We start from the raw sequence: 15,629 nt of genomic DNA, 5'->3' as shown, positions 1-15,629 counted from the left end.
GGCGCCGCTTGCCTCGCAAGCGGCCGCCGTGGTCGAATAGCTGCATCGGAAAACCGCCGATTTTAGCATTCGCCCTTCATTTTCCCCGCGCGTATCGCCGCGCCGAGCCCATGCCCGAGCCCCTTCTCATTGCCCGTCACGGCGACACCCTGCTGCACCTGCTCCCGGCGCTCGCCAACCGTCATGGCCTGATCACCGGGGCGACCGGCACCGGCAAGACGGTCACGCTGCAGGTGCTCACCGAGCGTTTCTCGTCCATCGGCGTGCCGGTGTTCCTGTCCGACGTCAAGGGCGACCTGACCGGCCTGTCGCAGCCGGGCGCGGCCTCGCCCAAGCTGAAGGAGCGGCTGGACAGGCTCGGCTTCGAGATGCCGGCCTTCGCCGGTGTCCCGGTCACGCTCTGGGACGTCTACGGCGAGAAGGGCCATCCGCTGCGCGCCACCGTGTCCGACATGGGGCCGCTGCTGCTGTCGCGGATGATGGGCCTGAACGAGACCCAGGAAGGCGTGCTGCACCTGGTGTTCAAGATCGCCGACGAGCAGGGGATGCTGCTGCTCGACGCCAAGGACCTGCGCGCGATGCTGCAGTTCGTGGGCGAGAACGCGCGCGAGTTCACCACCAGCTACGGCAACGTGTCGGCCGCGTCGATCGGCGCGATCCAGCGAGCGCTGCTGGTGCTCGACCAGCAGGGCGCCGACCGCTTCTTCGGCGAGCCGATGCTGAACGTCGACGACCTGATGCAGACCGACGCCCAGGGTCGGGGCGTGGTGAACGTCCTGGCCGCCGACCGGCTGCTGAACGCGCCCAAGCTCTATGGCAGCTTCCTGCTCTGGCTGCTGTCCGAGCTCTTCGAGCGCCTGCCCGAGGTCGGCGATCGCGACAAGCCCAAGATGGTCTTCTTCTTCGACGAGGCCCACCTGCTGTTCGACGACGCGCCCAAGGCGCTGCTCGACAAGGTCGAGCAGGTGGTGAGGCTGATCCGCTCCAAGGGCGTGGGCGTGTTCTTCGTGACCCAGAATCCGCTCGACGTTCCGGAGACGGTGCTGGGCCAGCTCGGCAACCGGGTCCAGCACGCGCTGCGCGCCTACACGCCTCGCGACCAGAAGGCGGTGCGCACCGCGGCGAGCACCATGCGCCAGAACCCCGCGATCGACACCGAGAAGGCGATCACCGAACTGGGCGTCGGCGAGGGCCTGGTCTCGATGCTCGACGAGAAGGGGCGGCCCAGCGTCGTCGAGCGCGCCTGGGTGTGCCCGCCGGCCTCGCGAATCGGCCCGATCACCGACGAAGAGCGGGCGCCGCTGCTGCGCAATTCGATCGTGGCCGGCGTCTACGACAAGACGGTCGATCGCGAGTCGGCCTTCGAGATGCTCAAGGCGCGTGCCCAGAGCGAAGCCGCCGAGCAGGCCGCCGAGCAGGCGGCGAAGGAGCAGGAAAAGGCGCAGAGGGGCCGCGCGGGCCAGGCGGGCCAGGGTGGCATCCTCGACGACATCCTCGGCGGCGGCGGCGGGCGCAGGCAATCCACGGTCGAGGCCATGGCCAAGAGCGCTGCGCGCTCGATCGGCTCCACGCTGGGCCGGCAGATCGTCCGCGGCATCCTCGGCACGCTGCTCGGCGGCACCCGGCGTTGACCGGCGCCGCCACGCCCTCGCGCGCCGGCGGCTTTGCGCTGGCCGCGACCGGCGCGGTGCTGTTCTCGGCCAAGGCGATCATCGTCAAGCTCGCCTATCGCTGGCAAGTCGACCCCGCCACGCTGATCGCGATGCGCATGCTGGTCGCGCTGCCCTTCTTCGCGGCCGCGGCGTGGTGGATCGGCAGGCGCGCGCCGATGGCCTGGCGCCCGGGCGACCGACTGCAGGTCGTCGTGCTGGGGCTGCTGGGCTACTACCTGGCCAGCTACCTGGACTTCCTCGGGCTGCAGTACATTTCCGCCGGCCTGGAGCGGATCATCCTGTACCTGAACCCGACGCTGGTCCTGCTGATCTCCGCGCTGGCCTTGCGCCGGCCGGTTCGCCGGCACGAAGTGATCGCGCTGGCCATCACCTATCTCGGCGTGTTCCTCGTGTTCGCGCACGACGTGCGGGTGGAGGGGGCGAACGTGCCGCTCGGCGGCCTGCTGGTCTTCGCCAGCGCGCTGTCGTACGCGATCTACCTGGTGGTCAGCGGCCAGATGGTCAAGCGGCTCGGGCCGGTGCGGCTGACCGCCTGGGCCAGCATCGTGGCGAGCCTGGCCTGCATCGGGCAGGCGCTCGTGCTGGATGCGGGCGCGCTGCTGGTGCAACCGGCGCCGGTCTGGTGGCTGTCGCTGCTCAACGGTACCCTTTGCACCGTCCTGCCGGTCTTCCTGGTCATGTTCGCGATCGACCGCATCGGTTCGGCCGCGGCCGCGCAGACCGGGATGCTCGGCCCGGTGTCCACGATCGCGCTGGGCGCGCTGCTGCTCGGCGAGGCGGTTTCCGGAACCCAGGTGCTCGGCACGGCCATCGTGCTTGCCGGTATCTTCTTTCTTACACGACAACAACGGAGAGTCTGACGATGGATCTCGGCATTGCCGGCAAATGGGCGCTGGTCTGCGGCGCCAGCAAGGGACTGGGCTACGGCTGCGCGATCTCGCTTGCGAAGGAGGGCGTCAACCTGGTGATCAACGCGCGTTCGGCCGGTCCTCTCGAAGAGGCCGCCAGGCGGATCGCCGGCGAGACCGGCGTCGAGGTCCGGGCGGTGGCCTGCGACATCACCACCGAAGCCGGCCGGAACGAGGCGCTGGCCGCCGCGCCCCAGGTGGACATCCTGGTGAACAATGCCGGCGGGCCGCCCCCGGGCGACTTCCGCAAGTTCACCCGCGACGACTGGATCAAGGCGGTCGACGCCAACATGCTCACGCCGATCGAGCTGATCAAGGCCACGGTGGACCCGATGATCGAGCGCAAGTTCGGCCGGATCGTCAATATCACCTCGAGCGCGGTCAAGGCGCCGATCGACATCCTGGGCCTGTCCAACGGCGCGCGCTCGGGCCTGACCGGCTTCGTCGCGGGGCTGGCCCGCAAGACGGTGGTCCACAACGTGACCATCAACAACCTGCTGCCCGGGATGTTCGACACCGACCGCCTGCGCGGCACGAACCAGGCCGCCGCCACCGCCGCCGGCATCACGCTGGAAGAGGCTGCAGCGCGCCGCATGGCCTCGATTCCGGCCGGCCGCTTCGGAACGTCGTGGGAGTTCGGTCAGGCCTGCGCCTACCTGTGCAGCGCGCAGGCCGGCTATGTCACCGGGCAGAACTTCCTGATCGACGGCGGCAACTACCCGGGCACGTTCTGATCATCGTTCACAGATCCACGAGGAGACGGCAATGACGAAAGCGATCCGGATCGCCGAGACCGGCGGTCCCGAGGTGATGAAGCTGGTCGACATCGAGGTCGGCGCCCCCGGCCCCGGCGAGGCGCAGGTGCGCAACCACGCGCTCGGCCTCAACTACATCGACACCTACTATCGAAGCGGGCTCTACCCGATGCCCTTGCCCGCCGGCATCGGGCTCGAGGGCGCCGGCGTGGTCACCGCGGTGGGCGCGGGCGTGACCGAGGTGAAGGTGGGCGACCGGGTCGCCTATTGCGGCGGGCCGGTCGGCGCCTACGCCGAACTGCGCAACATGCCGGCCGCCGTGCTGGTGAAGCTGCCGAAGAAGGTCGACTTCGAGACCGCGGCGGCGATGATGCTCAAGGGCCTGACGGTCCAGTACCTGTTCCGCCGCACCTACAAGCTGCAGAAGGGCCAGACCATCCTGTTCCACGCGGCCGCCGGTGGCGTGGGCCTGATCGCGATGCAGTGGGCCAAGGCGCTCGGCGTGACCGTGATCGGCACCGCGGGCTCCGAGGAGAAGGCGGCGCTGGCGAAGAAATTCGGCGCCGACCACGTGATCCTGTACCGCAAGGAGAACGTGCCCGAGCGGGTGCGCGAGATCACCAGGGGCGCGATGGTGCCGGTGGTCTACGACGGCGTGGGCAAGGACACCTTCCAGGCCTCGATCGACTCGCTGCAGCCCTTCGGGCTGATGGTCAGCTTCGGCAATGCCTCGGGCCCGGTGCCGCCGATCCCGCTCACCGTGCTCAAGGGCTCGCTCTACCTCTGCCGGCCCGGGCTGATGCCGCACACGGCGAAACGCGAGAATCTCGTCGAGATGGCGGCCGACCTGTTCAGGATGGTCGGCTCGGGCAAGGTGAAGATCGAGATCGACCAGCGCTACGCGCTGGCCGACGTGGTCAAGGCGCACAAGGATCTGGAGTCGCGCAAGAACACCGGCTCCTCGATCCTGCTGCCCTGAGTCCCTGTCGATGGAGGCGAAGCCGGCCTCGGCCGGGGCCGCCTGCCCGGTCGAGGCGAGCGCGGCCGCGGCGCCGCGCCGCTTCTCGGGTGTGGCGCGCGTGTTCGGCGACGAGGCCTTCGCGCGGATCGCCGCCGCCCACGTCTGCGTGATCGGGCTGGGCGGCGTGGGCTCCTGGGCGGCCGAGGCGCTGGCCCGCTCGGGCGTGGGGCGCCTCACGCTGATCGATCTCGATCACGTGGCCGAATCCAACCTGAATCGCCAGGTTCTCGCGCTGGATTCCACGCTGGGCGCCGCCAAGGTCGAGGCGATGCGGGCGCGGATCGCCGACATCGCGCCGGCGTGCCGGGTGAGCATCGTCGACGACTTCGTCACCCCGGAGAATGCGGCGCGACTGGTGCCGTCCGACGCGATCGTGGTCGACGCGATCGACCAGGTGCGCGCCAAGGTGGCGCTGGTGGCGCTGTGCCGCGAACGACGGCAGAAGCTGGTCGTGTGCGGCGGGGCCGGCGGGCGCCACGATCCGCTGCGCCTGCGCCGCGACGACCTGGCCGGCACGAAGGGCGACGCCCTGCTGTCTTCGCTGCGCGCCCGCCTGCGGCGCGAGCACGGGTTTCCGCGCGAGCCGGGCAAGCGTTTCGGCGTGGACGCGATCTACAGCGACGAGCACATGGCCGGCGGCCGCGCCTCGGGCGTCGCGAGCCAGGCGGGTGCGGCCCAGGCGGATGCGCCGCAGTGGGGCGGCGCCGGCCTGTCCTGCGCCGGCTACGGCTCGCTGGTCACCGTGACCGCGACGATGGGCATGGCCGCCGCGGCGCGCGCGCTGGATCTCGCGCGGGCCGCGCGGCGTTGACGTCGCGCGGGGCGCGGCGGTTCAGACGATCAGCGATTCGCGCTTCGCCGGCGCGCCCGAGCCGCTGAAGCGCTCGATCGCGAGCGACGAGACGTCGACGAAGGGTGTGTCGCCCCGCACTTGCGCGGCCACCACCCGGCCGATCGCCGCCGCCTGCTGCACGCCGTGGCCAGAGAAGCCGCAGGCATTGAACCAGCCGGGCGCGCCGGGCATCGGGCCCACCAACGGCTGGTGGTCCGGCGTGACCTCGTAGTAGCCCCACCAGCTGGCCTTGCGGTCCAGGTCCAGGGTCTCGAACCAGGGGAAGCGATCGACCGCGATCGGGTAGACCGTCTCGAGCCACGGCCAGTCGATGCCTTCCTCGAAACCGGTGTCCTCCGGGTTGCTCAGGCCGAAGATGATCCGCGGGCCCTCGGAGCGGAACCAGAAGCCGGTGCCGGCGTCGACGGTCAGCGGGTAGACCGCCTCTTGCGGGCGCGGGCCGGTGGCGAAGACGATGCGCCGCGCCGGGCCCACCGGCACCCGCAGGCCGGCCAGCGCGCCGACCTGGCCGGCCCAGGCACCCGCGCAGTTGACGAGAACTGGCGCCTCGAACTCGCCCGCCGGCGTGAGGACCTGCCAGCGCGGCGCGGCGGCCGAGCCGGCGCCGACGATCGCCTCCACTGGCGCGTTCAGCTTCAGGGTGGCGCCCAGCCGTTTCGCCTGCGCCAGGAAGGCCATCGTGATGCCGTGCGGGTCGAGGATGCCGTCGGTCGGGCACCAGGTCGCGCCGGCGATGTCGTCGACCCGGGCCGGAACGATGCGCGCCGCCTGCTCGCCGGTGAGCTTTTCGACCGGCATGCCCAGGGCGCGTTGCAGTTCGTAGCCGTGCAGGTGCGCGGGCCACTGTTCGGGCGGCACGAAGAACAGGTAGCCGACCGGGCAGTAGGAGGCCTCGGGCATGTCCCGGTATTCGGCGAGACTGGCGGCCGACAGCAGCACGTTCACCGCCTCGCTGAACTGGACGCGGATGCCCGCCGCGCTGCGCCCGGTCGAATGGGTCGCCGGCGCGGGCTCGCGCTCGAGCACCAGGACCTTCATTCCGCTCTCGGCAAGGCGGCGCGCGCAGGCCGCGCCCACGATGCCGGCGCCGATCACGATCGCGTCGAAGCGTCCCGCGGCGCCCGCACCCGGCGCCGCCGACCCGGCCGACCGCGTCATGGCGCGGTCTCGTCCGGCTGCAGGCCGCTGGCCGCCAGCAGGTGGCCCAGCCGCTGGCGCTTGGTGCGCAGGTAGCCGGCGTTGTGGGGGTTGGGCTCGATCTGCAGCGGCACGCGCTCGGCGATCTCGATGCCGGCCTTCTCGAGCGCGCGGATCTTGCGCGGGTTGTTGGTCATGAGCCGCAGCGCGCGCACGCCGAGCTGGACCAGCATCTCGGCGGCGATGTCGTACTTGCGCAGGTCGGGGGCGAGCCCCAGGCGCAGGTTGGCTTCCACCGTGTCGGCGCCTTCATCCTGCAACCGGTAGGCCCGGATCTTGTTGAGCAGCCCGATGCCGCGGCCTTCCTGGCGCAGGTAGAGCAGCATGCCGCGGCCCTCTGCGGCGATCGCGGCCAGCGCGGCCTCGAGTTGCGGGCCGCAGTCGCAACGCAGGCTGAACAGCGCATCGCCGGTCAGGCACTCCGAATGCAGCCTGGCCAGCACCGGCGTGCCGTCGCCGAGGTCGCCCATCGTGAGCGCGACATGCTCGCGGCCGGTGGCGGCCTCCTCGAAGCCGTGCAGCGTGAAGACTCCCCACTCGGTAGGCAGCTTGCAGGAGGCGACCAGCCGGATCGCGGGCTCGCCGGCGGCGGTATCGGGGGAGTCTTCGAGGGGCGTCTGGTTCGCCATGCTTGTGGGGGGACCATCGGGTCGCAAAGACGAATCATATCGGGCCGGGGCGAGCGGCGCTCCCGGCGCGTTCCGGGCGACCCCGCTGCCCAGCTCAGGCTGCCGCGCGCGCGAGCCTGGCCTCGCGGATCGGAAGGTGGATCAATGCGGCGCCCACCGCCAGCATGATGTCGACGTACCAGATCCAGTCGTAGCTGCCGGTGGCCTCGAACGCGCGGCCGCCCAGCCAGGCCCCGAGGAATCCGCCCACCTGGTGCGACAGCATCACCACGCCGAACAGCATCGCCATGTTGGCGGTACCGAAGAGCTTGGCCACCAGCCCGGCGGTCGGCGGCACGGTGGACAGGAAGGTCAGACCCATGACTGCCGAGAAGGCCAGCACGGTGAAACCGGTCTTGGGGGCCAGCAGGAAGGCGAGCACCGCGAGCGCGCGCGTGGCGTAGACCAGCGACAACAGTGACTTCATGCGCCAGCGTCCGACCGCCCAGCCCATCGCCACGCTGCCCACGATGTTGAACAGGCCCAGCATGGCCAGCGCCCAGGCGCCGAACTGGACCGGCAGGCCGCAGGTGGCGATCACGCCGGGCAGGTGGGTGGCCAGGAAGGCCACGTGGAAGCCGCAGACGAAGAAGCCCGCCGCGAGCATCCGGTAGCTGGGGTCGCGAGCGGCTTCGGCGAGGGCGGCGCGAGCGCCGACGGGTCGGGGGCTTGCGGCAGCGGCGGGGGAGGGAGCAGCGGTCGCTGAGGTGGCCGCGGAGGGCGAAGCCTGTCCGTTTCCGCGCAGCAGGAAAGCGGCCGGCAGCGCGAGCAGCACGATGGCGCCCAGGACCTGCATCGCGATCGACCAGCCGTAGCCGACCATCAGCGCGCCCGCGATCGGCGCCAGCGCGAACTGGCCGAAGGAGCCGCCCGCGTTGACGATACCGGTGGCCATGCCGCGCATGCGCTGCGGCAGGAGCCGCATCGTCGCAGCCATCAGCACGGCCGGGCCGGCCATGCCGGCGCCGCCGGCCGCCAGCACGCCGATCGCGAGCACCAGGCCGGCCGTGGTGGTCATGAAAGGGGTGAGGAGGGTTCCCAGGGCCACCAGCAGCACGCCGGCGAGCAGCACCCGGCCTGCGCCGATCCGGTCGGCGATCGCGCCGGCGAAGGGCTGGGTGAGCCCCCACCAGAGCTGGCCGAAGGCGAAGGCCAGGCTGATGCTGCCCAGTCCGAGTCCGGTGGCGCTGTTGAGCGGGCTCAGGAACAGGCCCATGGTCTGGCGGGTGCCCATGGTGAGCGCGAAGGTGCCGGCCGCGGCCAGCAGCACCAGCCAGACGGCGACGCGGGCCGGGTCCGGCACCGTGGCGGTCGCGGGGCCCGCGGCCTGCCCGGTTCGGTCGGAGGGTCGGCTCATTCGGTGTCTCCTTCGAGCGGCGCGTCGAGAAGCGCCAGGGATTCGTCGATCAGCGCGTGCAGGGCGATCAGCCTTCCCGGCCCCAGGCGCGCCTCGAGGCCTTTCTGGGCGCGCTGCCAGTCGCTTCGCGCGGCCTCGCGCAGGGCACGCCCGGCCGGGGTGATGGTGATCGTCCGCGAGCGCGCGTCGGGTCCGGCCGCGACGGCGACCCAGCCGGCGTCGACCAGCGGCTTGAGATTCCGGGTCAGCGTGGACGCATCCATCGTCATGGCGCGGGCCAGCTCGCCGGGCCGCACCGGGCCGAGCTTGAGCACATGCGACAGCAGCGAGTACTGGGTGGTCTTGAGGCCCGTCTTGCCCATCTCCGCGTCGTAGAACTGGGTGACGCGGCGGGTCAGCTGGCGGAGCCTGAAGTTCGTGCAGGCCCTGGGGGGCTGTGCGGAGCGTGCGGTCATCACGAATCGGCCACCGGATGGGCAAGCGGGGACAAGGTCGGACAGGGGGTGAATTTGTAATTACAACAATTGTAGATGCAATCAAAAGGGCAGCGCAAGCCGGCCTCGCGCGGGTCCGCTAGGATGAGCAGCGTGCGGGCATGGTGTCCGACGACGACGGGAGCCCCAGGATGAAGCGGCGAACGACTCTTGCGGCGCTGGCCGCACTGCTGGCCTGCGGCACCGCGCGGGCGCAACTGCCCCGGCTCGACGACCTGCTGAACAAGGGCGGCGCCGCGCTGCCCGGTCTGTCTGCCGGCGGCGCCGGCAGCGGCGATGCGCCGACCGACGTCGCCGGCATCAAGGAGGCGCTCGCCGTGGGCACCGAGCGCGCCGTGGCCGGCTTGTCCCGGCGCGACGGCTACTTCGGCAACCAGGCGGTGAAGATCCTGATGCCCGCGTCGATCCAGAAGGTGGCCGACGTCGCCCGGATGGCCGGCTTCCAGAAGCAGGTCGACGACTTCGTGCTGAGCATGAACCGCGCGGCCGAGGCCGCGGTGCCGATGGCCAGCCGCTTCTTCGGCGACGCCATCCGGGACATGACGCTCGACGATGCGCGGGGCATTCTCGCCGGCGGCGACACCACGGCGACCGAGTTCTTCCGCGGCAAGACGCAGGACAGGCTGTTCGCGGCCTTCAGGCCGGTGGTGTCGAAGAAGGTCGACGAGGTCGGCGCCACCCGCGCCTACAAGGACCTGATCGGCCGCTACGAGAAGGTGCCGCTGGTGGGTCGCCAGTCGCTCGACCTGGACGACTACGTGACCGGCAAGGCGCTCGACGGCCTGTTCCTGATGGTCGGCGAGGAGGAGAAGAAGATTCGCGCGAACCCGGCGGCCCGAACGACCGACTTGCTCAAGAGGGTCTTCGGCCGCTGACACCTGCGCCGGCGATCCTCAGGCGGCCCGGCGGAAGGTCAGGTTGACGCGGCAGCCGCCGAGCAGCGGGTGATCGCCGGACTTCACCGGCATCACGCCGTGATGGCGGAGCCGGGCGGGACCGCCCCACACCACCACGTCGCCGTGGGCCAGCGGAATCCGGCGGGGCCGCTCGCTGCGCTCGCGGCCGCCGAACAGGAAGACGGCCGGCAGGCCCAGTGACACCGACACGATCGGCGCGCCGAAGTCCCGCTCGTTGCGGTCCTGGTGCAGCGTCAGGCGCGCGCCCGGCTCGTAGCGATTGACCAGGCAGGCGTCGGGCGCGAAGCCCGGAAAGCCGGCGCGTGCGGCGGCCGCCACTGCGAGTCGCGCGAAGGCCTGCGGCATCGCGGGCCAGGGCAGGGCGCTGCCGGGGTCCCGCGGCGCATAACGATAGCCGCGGCGATCCGACACCCAGCCGAGCGCGCCGCAATTGGTCATCGCGACCGACATGGTGAAGCCGCCCGGCGTGACCATGCGGCGCAGCGGCGCCTGCGCCACGACCCGCTGCAGGCCGTCCAGCAGCGCGGCCTCGGCGGGCAGCGCGAAGCCGCGCAGCACGACCGCGCCTTCGGCGAGCGGCTCCGCGGCCGCTTCGCCGGGCAGGGGCGGGGCGACCGACTCGAAGAGGTCGGGGGTCATCGGCGAGCCGGGTCAGGCGGCATCGTGGAAGATGATGCCGAGCGTGTGTCGCCTGCCCGCGCGCACACGGCTGACGCCGTGGCGCAGCATCACGCGGTAGGGGCCGCGTGCGCCCTGCACCGGCCGGTGGCTGACCGCGAAGATCGCGGCATCGCCCTGCCGCAAGGGCAACACCTCGGCGCGCGACTGCATCCGCGGCCGCTGCTCGGTCAGCACGAACTCGCCGCCCTCGAAGTCTCGACCCGGATCGGACAGCAGCACCGCGACCTGCAGCGGGAACGCCTGCTCGCCGTAGAGATCCTGGTGCAGGCAGTTGTAGTCGTCGACGCCGTACTGCAGCAGCAGCGGCGTCGGACGCCGCTGGCCAGCCGCATGACAGCGCTCGAGGTAGGCGGCGTGCAAGGCAGGATAGCGGTCGGCGACGCCCATCGTTGCGTTCCAGCGGTTGGCGATCGGAGCCAGGCGCGGATAGATCGCTTCGCGAAGCTCCGCCACCGGCGCCGGCAGCGGGTAGTCGAAGTACTTGTACTCGCCGCGACCGAAACCGTGGCGCGCCATCGCCACGCGGCTGCGGAACCGATGGTCGGCCGGGTAAAGCGCCGCCAGGTCCGCGCACTCGGCGGGCGACAGCAGCCCGCCGAGGACCGCATTGCCGCGAGCGTCCAGCGCCTGCTCGATCGATGTCCAGTCGCGCCTCTCGATCCGGGTCCTCACTGCGCTGCCTCCCGCTCGAGCAGCGCACGCTTGCGCGCCACGCCCCAGCGGTAGCCGGCCAGGCCGCCGTCGGTGCGCACGACCCGATGACAGGGGATCGCGACCGCGATCGCGTTCGCTGCGCAGGCGCCGGCGACCGCGCGCACCGACTTCGGCGCGCCGATCCGCGCGGCGATCTCGGTGTAGCTGGCCGTGCTGCCGGGCGGGATGTCGCGCAGCGCCTGCCAGACCCGCTGCTGGAAGGCGGTGCCGCGCACGTCGAGCGGCAGCTCGAGTCCCAGTCGCGGCGCCTCGACGAAGCCGACGACGGTGGCGACCGTCTTCTCGAAGTCGGCGTCTCCGCCGACCAGGGCGGCGCGCGGGAAGCGATCCTGAAGGTCGCGGGCGAGCGCCTCGGGATCGTCGCCGATCAGGATCGCGCAGACGCCGCGCTCGCTCGCCGCCACCAGGATCGCGCCGAGCGAGCACTGGCCGATCGCGAAGCGGATCTCGGTGTTCGCGCCGCCGGCGCGCCAGACGGTCGGGGTCATGCCCAGCACCTCGTTCGCGTTCTCGTAGAAGCGGCCGCTCGATCCGAAGCCGGCGTCGTAGATCGCGTCGGTGACGCGCCCGCCGCCGCCGAGTCGCTCGCGCAAGCGTTGCGCGCGATGCGCGGCCGCGTACTGGCGGGGCGACAGTCCGACGAGCGCCTTGAAGACCCGCTGCAGGTGGTGCGGACTCATGCCGGCTTCGCGCGCCAGCGCATCGAGCGTGGGCGCTTGTTCCGCGCTTTCGATCGTCCGGCAAAGGCCCGCGACCATCCGGGCGTGGGATTCGGCCAGCGACGGCCGATCGGGCCGGCAGCGCCTGCAGGGGCGAAAGCCGGCCCGCTCGGCCTCGGCCGGCCCGGCGTGGAAGGCGACGTTCTCGGGCCGGGGCCTGCGCGCGGCGCACGAGGGCCGGCAGTACACGCCGGTGCTGGCCACCGAATAGACGAAGCGGCCGTCGCAAGCCGGGTCGCGCGCCGCCACGGCGCTCCAGCGGGGATCCGCCACCGTGGCCGCGGCGAGATGTTCCTTTCTCGTGCTCATGTTCATTTCCGTCCCTCCGGCAGGTAAAGCGTCGACGGACAGAATCTATTCGCTCTCGTGACCGGCTTCACTCCGCTGCTTGCGGTCGAATCGGGCGTGGATCACCTCGCCGCGCCGAGCCGTTCGACAGCCAGCCTGCAGGCCGCCAGGTCCCACAACGCCTGCCCCACGCTCTTGAAGACCACCGGGCCTGCGGCCGGCCTGTCGCCGGCCGCGATCGCGTCCTCGAGCGCGGTCACGCGATCCCAGTCGGCCTTCGCCTGGATGAAGTCGCCGGCCTCGTGCAGGCCGCCCGGCTTGTCGTCGATGTACAGGCGCGCGCGGCCCACCAGCCCCGCCGGCAACTCGCACATCTCGGGCCGGAAGGCGCCGACCGCGGCCACGAAGCCGTCGAAGGCCGGATCGTCGTCGAAGAGCGGGGCGAGGCTGGTGGTGCCGGTGACCACGATGTCGGCCTCGCGCAGCGCCTGCGCCGGGTGCCCGATCGCTTCGCAGTCGACGCCGGCGGCGCGGCCACGCGCGGCGAAGGCCTGCGCGTTCGCCGGATTGCGCGAGGCCACGCGCACTCGCCGCACGCCGAGCGCCTGCGTGAACACCTCGAGATGTCCCTGCGCCTGCACGCCACTGCCGACGATCAGCATCGACGGGCCGCCCTTCGGCGCCGGACCGGCCGTGGCGCCGGTGGGCGCCGAGAGCCTGGCGGCGCCCAGCTCGATCGCCGCGAGTGCGGACATGGCCGCGGTGCGTCGCGCCGTGACCGTGGGGCCGTCGAGCATCAGCAGCCGCTCGCCGGTGTCGGCGCGCATCAGCAGCACCTCGCCGAGCAGCGTGGGCAGGCCGCGCGCCGCGTTGCCGGCGCAGACGGTGACCAGCTTGGTCGACGCGTACTCGCCGTCGGTGGCCGGCATGGCGAGCAGGATGCCGCCGGACAGCGGCACGGCCAGCCGCTCGGGCGACTGGGTGAGGCCGGCGCGCCGGCGGGCCAGCATGTCGCGCAGCGCGCCGATCAGGCCGGCCCAGGGCAGGGCGGCGGCGGTGGCTTGGGCGTCGAGGACTTTCATCAGGGGTCGAGTTCGGGCAAGCGTTCGAGCGCACGATACAGCAGCGAAAAGTCCGGCGCCGTCTCCTCGAAGAGCTGGCCGAAGGAATCGACCACGAAGTAGACCTTCTGGAAGTCGTCGATCAGGTACTTCGTCTGCATCACCCGGATCAGGTCGAAGCGCTCGCGGTGGACGCCCTCGGCGTCGACCGCATGGCGGATCTCGCCCGGCGAGGACAGGATGCCCGCGCCGTAGGCGCGCACGCCGCCGTCCTCGGCGATCAGGCCGAACTCGATGGTGTACCAGTAGAGCCGGGCCAGGTACTTCAGGCCGCCCAGCCGCCTGGCCTTCAGCCCGCCCAGCCCGTAGGCCTGCAGGTAGTCGGCGATCTGCGGGTCGAAGAGCATCGGCACGTGGCCGAAGAAGTCGTGGAACAGGTCCGGTTCCACGATGTAGTCGAACTCCTCGGGTTCGCGTATCCAGACGGTGACCGGAAACTGGCGCTTCGCGAGGTGGCCGAAGAAGACGTCGTCGGGCAGCAGGCCGGGCACCGGCACCAGCCGCCAGCGGGTGGCCGCATGCAGGCGCTCGTTGACTGCGTCGAAGCGCGGAATGGCGCTGCCGAAATCCAGCCGGGCCAGCGCGGAGCGAAAGGCCGCGCAGGCCCGCCCGGGCAGCAGCTCGAGCTGGCGGGCGTGCAGGCGGCGCCAGAGGTCCTGGTGGGACGAGGAGTAGAGCCGGTAGTCCTGCTCGACGGTGTAGTCCTCGCCCATGCGCGAGTAGTCGCCGCGCAGGCCGTGCGCGGAGCGGGCGGCGACGTCGGCCAGGAAGCCGGCCCGGTCGCCGGGGGTGGCGGATGGCTCGTCGGTATCGCGCATCGTGGGGGTCCTGTTTGCAGCGGTCCTCCGTGGGCCGCCAGGCGGACGCGGGCCGCTGCCGGTGGCGGGAGGGCGCCCATGCCCGGATTCTGCCCCGCTCCCGGGTGGTCCGTCGACCGCGCGCTGGCTGTCATTTCGCACAGGGTGCCGACGACGAAAGTTGGTACGATCCCCTACCTCTGCGTCGGCGTGTCCGGCGCGCCGATTCTCCGGAGAAACATCTTGCGCCGGTTCCTGCCCACCCAGGACAGCATCAAGGGCAACCGCCTGTTGCGGTGGCTCGGCCCGCGCCTGCACGAGCCTGGCCTGTGGCACCTGAACCGGCGCGCGGTGGCCCGGGGCGTGGCGATCGGCGTGTTCTTCGGCTTCATGATCCCGGTGGCGCAGATCCCTGCGGCGGCCATCGGCGCTTTCCTTGCGCGAGCCAACCTGTGGGTCTCGGCGATCGCTACGCTGGTGTCCAATCCCTTCACCTACGCGCCGATCTACTACGCGGCCTACCGGCTGGGCGGCTTCCTGCTCGGCGCGCCCGAGGCGGCTGCCGCCGCCGACCTCGACCCCGCGCTGGCGCATGCGGTCACGCCCTCGCTCGAGCACGCGGCGTCGGGCATCGGCGCGTGGCTGTCGGAGATCTGGATCCGCCTGTCCGCCTACGGCAAGCCGCTCTTCCTGGGCCTGGGGATCATGGCGGTCTCGCTGTCGGTGCTCGCCTATTTCGGCACCCTGCTGGCCTGGCGCGCCTCGGTCGTCATCAAGCGGCGCCGCCCACGGCACCTGCGGGCCCGCGCGTGACGCCTGTCGTCAGGGTCGACTGGGTCCTCACCGCGGTCGAGATTGCCGGCACGCTGGCCTTCGGGCTGTCGGGCTTCATCGAGGCCGCGCGCAAGCGGATGGACATCGTGGGGGTCGCCGCGGTCACCTTCTTCGCGGCCTTCGGCGGCGGCACGCTGCGCGACATCCTGCTCGATCGGCGGCCCTTCTTCTGGGTGCAGCACAGCGAATACGTCTGGGCGGTGCTGGCCCTGGTGGTGGCCGGCACGGCCGGCCTGCGGGCCGCGCACCTGTCGCCTTCGGCGCGCCCGATGCTGTGGGCCGACGCGCTCGGGCTCGGGCTGTTCAGCGCATCGGGCGCCGGCCTGACCTGGGAAATGGGGCAGCCGGCGATCGTCTGCGCGCTGATGGGGGTGGTCACCGGCGTGTTCGGCGGCGTGATGCGCGACGTGCTGTGCAACGAGGTGCCGGCGATCTTCGCCGACCACCGGCCTTACGCGGTCTGCTCCTTCGCCGGGGCATGGTCCTTCCTGGCCGTCGCCTGGCTTCAGGGACCGGGCTGGCCGGCGCTCGCGGCGGGCATCCTGGTCACTGCCGGCCTGCGCCTGATCGCGCTCGCCCGCGACTGGCGCGTTCCCGGCCTTGCCGGACCCTGAGGCGGAGCACCCCGGGCG

17 protein-coding genes are annotated in these 15,629 nt (G+C 71.7%); 8 read left to right on the top strand and 9 right to left on the bottom strand.

Features of this window, described 5'->3' with window-relative positions; translation table 11 throughout:
* Positions 1 to 110: 110 nt before the first annotated feature.
* From FHP08_RS02415 to FHP08_RS02395, 5 genes are read left to right on the top strand one after another with little or no spacing between them, the layout of a single operon-like run.
* On the top strand, positions 111 to 1,631 hold the full coding sequence (locus FHP08_RS02415; protein ID WP_147702694.1) for a helicase HerA-like C-terminal domain-containing protein: 1,521 nt from the start codon (positions 111 to 113) through the stop codon (positions 1,629 to 1,631).
* Positions 1,628 to 2,533, top strand: coding sequence for a DMT family transporter (locus tag FHP08_RS02410; protein WP_147702693.1), 906 nt, complete (start codon positions 1,628 to 1,630; stop codon positions 2,531 to 2,533). The genes FHP08_RS02415 and FHP08_RS02410 overlap by 4 nt, the downstream gene beginning before the upstream one ends.
* Before the next feature lie 2 nt (positions 2,534 to 2,535).
* Positions 2,536 to 3,315, top strand: coding sequence for an SDR family oxidoreductase (locus tag FHP08_RS02405; RefSeq protein ID WP_147702692.1), 780 nt, complete (start codon positions 2,536 to 2,538; stop codon positions 3,313 to 3,315).
* Positions 3,316 to 3,346: 31 nt separating this feature from the next.
* Positions 3,347 to 4,315 carry a quinone oxidoreductase family protein gene (locus FHP08_RS02400; RefSeq protein WP_147702691.1) on the top strand — a complete coding sequence of 323 codons (969 nt, stop codon included), beginning with the start codon at positions 3,347 to 3,349 and terminating at the stop codon, positions 4,313 to 4,315.
* Between the two features lie 10 nt (positions 4,316 to 4,325).
* On the top strand, positions 4,326 to 5,168 hold the full coding sequence (locus tag FHP08_RS02395) for a tRNA threonylcarbamoyladenosine dehydratase (protein ID WP_147702690.1): 843 nt from the start codon (positions 4,326 to 4,328) through the stop codon (positions 5,166 to 5,168).
* A gap of 21 nt (positions 5,169 to 5,189) precedes the next feature.
* Here the strand turns inward: FHP08_RS02395 and FHP08_RS02390 are convergent, their stop codons facing one another.
* From FHP08_RS02390 to FHP08_RS02375, 4 genes are all read right to left on the bottom strand, one after another.
* Entirely contained in the window at positions 5,190 to 6,368 is a 1,179-nt protein-coding gene (locus FHP08_RS02390; protein WP_147702689.1) for an NAD(P)/FAD-dependent oxidoreductase, read from the bottom strand.
* Entirely contained in the window at positions 6,365 to 7,036 is a 672-nt protein-coding gene (ribA, locus tag FHP08_RS02385) for a GTP cyclohydrolase II (protein ID WP_147702688.1), read from the bottom strand. Before ribA ends, FHP08_RS02390 begins: the two co-directional genes overlap by 4 nt.
* Positions 7,037 to 7,130: 94 nt before the next feature.
* On the bottom strand, positions 7,131 to 8,432 hold the full coding sequence (locus tag FHP08_RS02380) for an MFS transporter (protein ID WP_147702687.1): 1,302 nt from the start codon (positions 8,430 to 8,432) through the stop codon (positions 7,131 to 7,133).
* Positions 8,429 to 8,887: a MarR family winged helix-turn-helix transcriptional regulator gene (locus FHP08_RS02375; RefSeq protein ID WP_147702686.1), complete on the bottom strand. Its 459-nt coding sequence runs from the start codon at positions 8,885 to 8,887 to the stop codon at positions 8,429 to 8,431. The genes FHP08_RS02380 and FHP08_RS02375 overlap by 4 nt, the downstream gene beginning before the upstream one ends.
* A gap of 170 nt (positions 8,888 to 9,057) precedes the next feature.
* On the opposite strand from FHP08_RS02375, the gene FHP08_RS02370 reads away from it, so the two are divergent.
* Positions 9,058 to 9,801, top strand: a complete 744-nt coding sequence (locus FHP08_RS02370) for a DUF4197 domain-containing protein (protein ID WP_147702685.1) — start codon at positions 9,058 to 9,060, stop codon at positions 9,799 to 9,801.
* An 18-nt stretch (positions 9,802 to 9,819) separates the two neighbouring features.
* On the opposite strand, the gene alkB is transcribed toward FHP08_RS02370, so the two are convergent.
* The 5 genes from alkB to phhA all read right to left on the bottom strand — a co-directional run bounded on the left by alkB (position 9,820) and on the right by phhA (position 14,184).
* Positions 9,820 to 10,482, bottom strand: a complete 663-nt coding sequence (gene alkB / locus FHP08_RS02365; protein WP_147702684.1) for a DNA oxidative demethylase AlkB — start codon at positions 10,480 to 10,482, stop codon at positions 9,820 to 9,822.
* A gap of 12 nt (positions 10,483 to 10,494) precedes the next feature.
* Positions 10,495 to 11,196 (bottom strand): 2OG-Fe(II) oxygenase, encoded by a 702-nt coding sequence (locus FHP08_RS02360; RefSeq protein ID WP_225879002.1) that lies wholly within the window; start codon positions 11,194 to 11,196, stop codon positions 10,495 to 10,497.
* The gene (ada, locus tag FHP08_RS02355; protein WP_147702683.1) at positions 11,193 to 12,272 is read right to left on the bottom strand and encodes a bifunctional DNA-binding transcriptional regulator/O6-methylguanine-DNA methyltransferase Ada; all 1,080 of its coding nucleotides are present in this window, start codon (positions 12,270 to 12,272) and stop codon (positions 11,193 to 11,195) included. The genes FHP08_RS02360 and ada overlap by 4 nt, the downstream gene beginning before the upstream one ends.
* 95 nt (positions 12,273 to 12,367) lie before the next feature.
* Positions 12,368 to 13,327 (bottom strand): delta(1)-pyrroline-2-carboxylate reductase family protein, encoded by a 960-nt coding sequence (locus FHP08_RS02350; protein ID WP_147702682.1) that lies wholly within the window; start codon positions 13,325 to 13,327, stop codon positions 12,368 to 12,370.
* The gene (gene phhA, locus FHP08_RS02345) at positions 13,327 to 14,184 is read right to left on the bottom strand and encodes a phenylalanine 4-monooxygenase (protein ID WP_147702681.1); all 858 of its coding nucleotides are present in this window, start codon (positions 14,182 to 14,184) and stop codon (positions 13,327 to 13,329) included. Before phhA ends, FHP08_RS02350 begins: the two co-directional genes overlap by 1 nt.
* Before the next feature lie 222 nt (positions 14,185 to 14,406).
* On the opposite strand from phhA, the gene FHP08_RS18545 reads away from it, so the two are divergent.
* Positions 14,407 to 14,976, top strand: coding sequence for a DUF2062 domain-containing protein (locus FHP08_RS18545; protein ID WP_222707798.1), 570 nt, complete (start codon positions 14,407 to 14,409; stop codon positions 14,974 to 14,976).
* Complete coding sequence (locus FHP08_RS18540) at positions 14,973 to 15,611, top strand: trimeric intracellular cation channel family protein (protein WP_225879001.1); 639 nt, start codon at positions 14,973 to 14,975, stop codon at positions 15,609 to 15,611. Before FHP08_RS18545 ends, FHP08_RS18540 begins: the two co-directional genes overlap by 4 nt.
* The last annotated feature ends 18 nt before the right edge of the window (positions 15,612 to 15,629 follow it).

The organism is Zeimonas arvi (genome assembly GCF_008039575.1).
Taxonomy (GTDB): Bacteria; Pseudomonadota; Gammaproteobacteria; order Burkholderiales; family Burkholderiaceae_E; genus Zeimonas; species Zeimonas arvi.
Note: the sequence above shows the minus strand (reverse complement) of the source record. Positions and strands in the feature narration are given on the sequence as shown.

Excerpts from the sequence above, each read along its gene's own strand:
- FHP08_RS02415 (WP_147702694.1), top strand. The coding sequence starts at position 111 with ATGCCCGAGCCCCTTCTCATTGCCCGTCACGGCGACACCCTGCTGCAC.
- FHP08_RS02405 (WP_147702692.1), top strand. The coding sequence starts at position 2,536 with ATGGATCTCGGCATTGCCGGCAAATGGGCGCTGGTCTGCGGCGCCAGC.
- FHP08_RS02400 (WP_147702691.1), top strand. The coding sequence starts at position 3,347 with ATGACGAAAGCGATCCGGATCGCCGAGACCGGCGGTCCCGAGGTGATG.
- FHP08_RS02395 (WP_147702690.1), top strand. The coding sequence starts at position 4,326 with ATGGAGGCGAAGCCGGCCTCGGCCGGGGCCGCCTGCCCGGTCGAGGCG.
- FHP08_RS02390 (WP_147702689.1), bottom strand. The coding sequence starts at position 6,368 with ATGACGCGGTCGGCCGGGTCGGCGGCGCCGGGTGCGGGCGCCGCGGGA.
- ribA (WP_147702688.1), bottom strand. The coding sequence starts at position 7,036 with ATGGCGAACCAGACGCCCCTCGAAGACTCCCCCGATACCGCCGCCGGC.
- FHP08_RS02380 (WP_147702687.1), bottom strand. The coding sequence starts at position 8,432 with ATGAGCCGACCCTCCGACCGAACCGGGCAGGCCGCGGGCCCCGCGACC.
- FHP08_RS02375 (WP_147702686.1), bottom strand. The coding sequence starts at position 8,887 with ATGACCGCACGCTCCGCACAGCCCCCCAGGGCCTGCACGAACTTCAGG.
- FHP08_RS02370 (WP_147702685.1), top strand. The coding sequence starts at position 9,058 with ATGAAGCGGCGAACGACTCTTGCGGCGCTGGCCGCACTGCTGGCCTGC.
- alkB (WP_147702684.1), bottom strand. The coding sequence starts at position 10,482 with ATGACCCCCGACCTCTTCGAGTCGGTCGCCCCGCCCCTGCCCGGCGAA.
- ada (WP_147702683.1), bottom strand. The coding sequence starts at position 12,272 with ATGAACATGAGCACGAGAAAGGAACATCTCGCCGCGGCCACGGTGGCG.
- FHP08_RS02350 (WP_147702682.1), bottom strand. The coding sequence starts at position 13,327 with ATGAAAGTCCTCGACGCCCAAGCCACCGCCGCCGCCCTGCCCTGGGCC.
- phhA (WP_147702681.1), bottom strand. The coding sequence starts at position 14,184 with ATGCGCGATACCGACGAGCCATCCGCCACCCCCGGCGACCGGGCCGGC.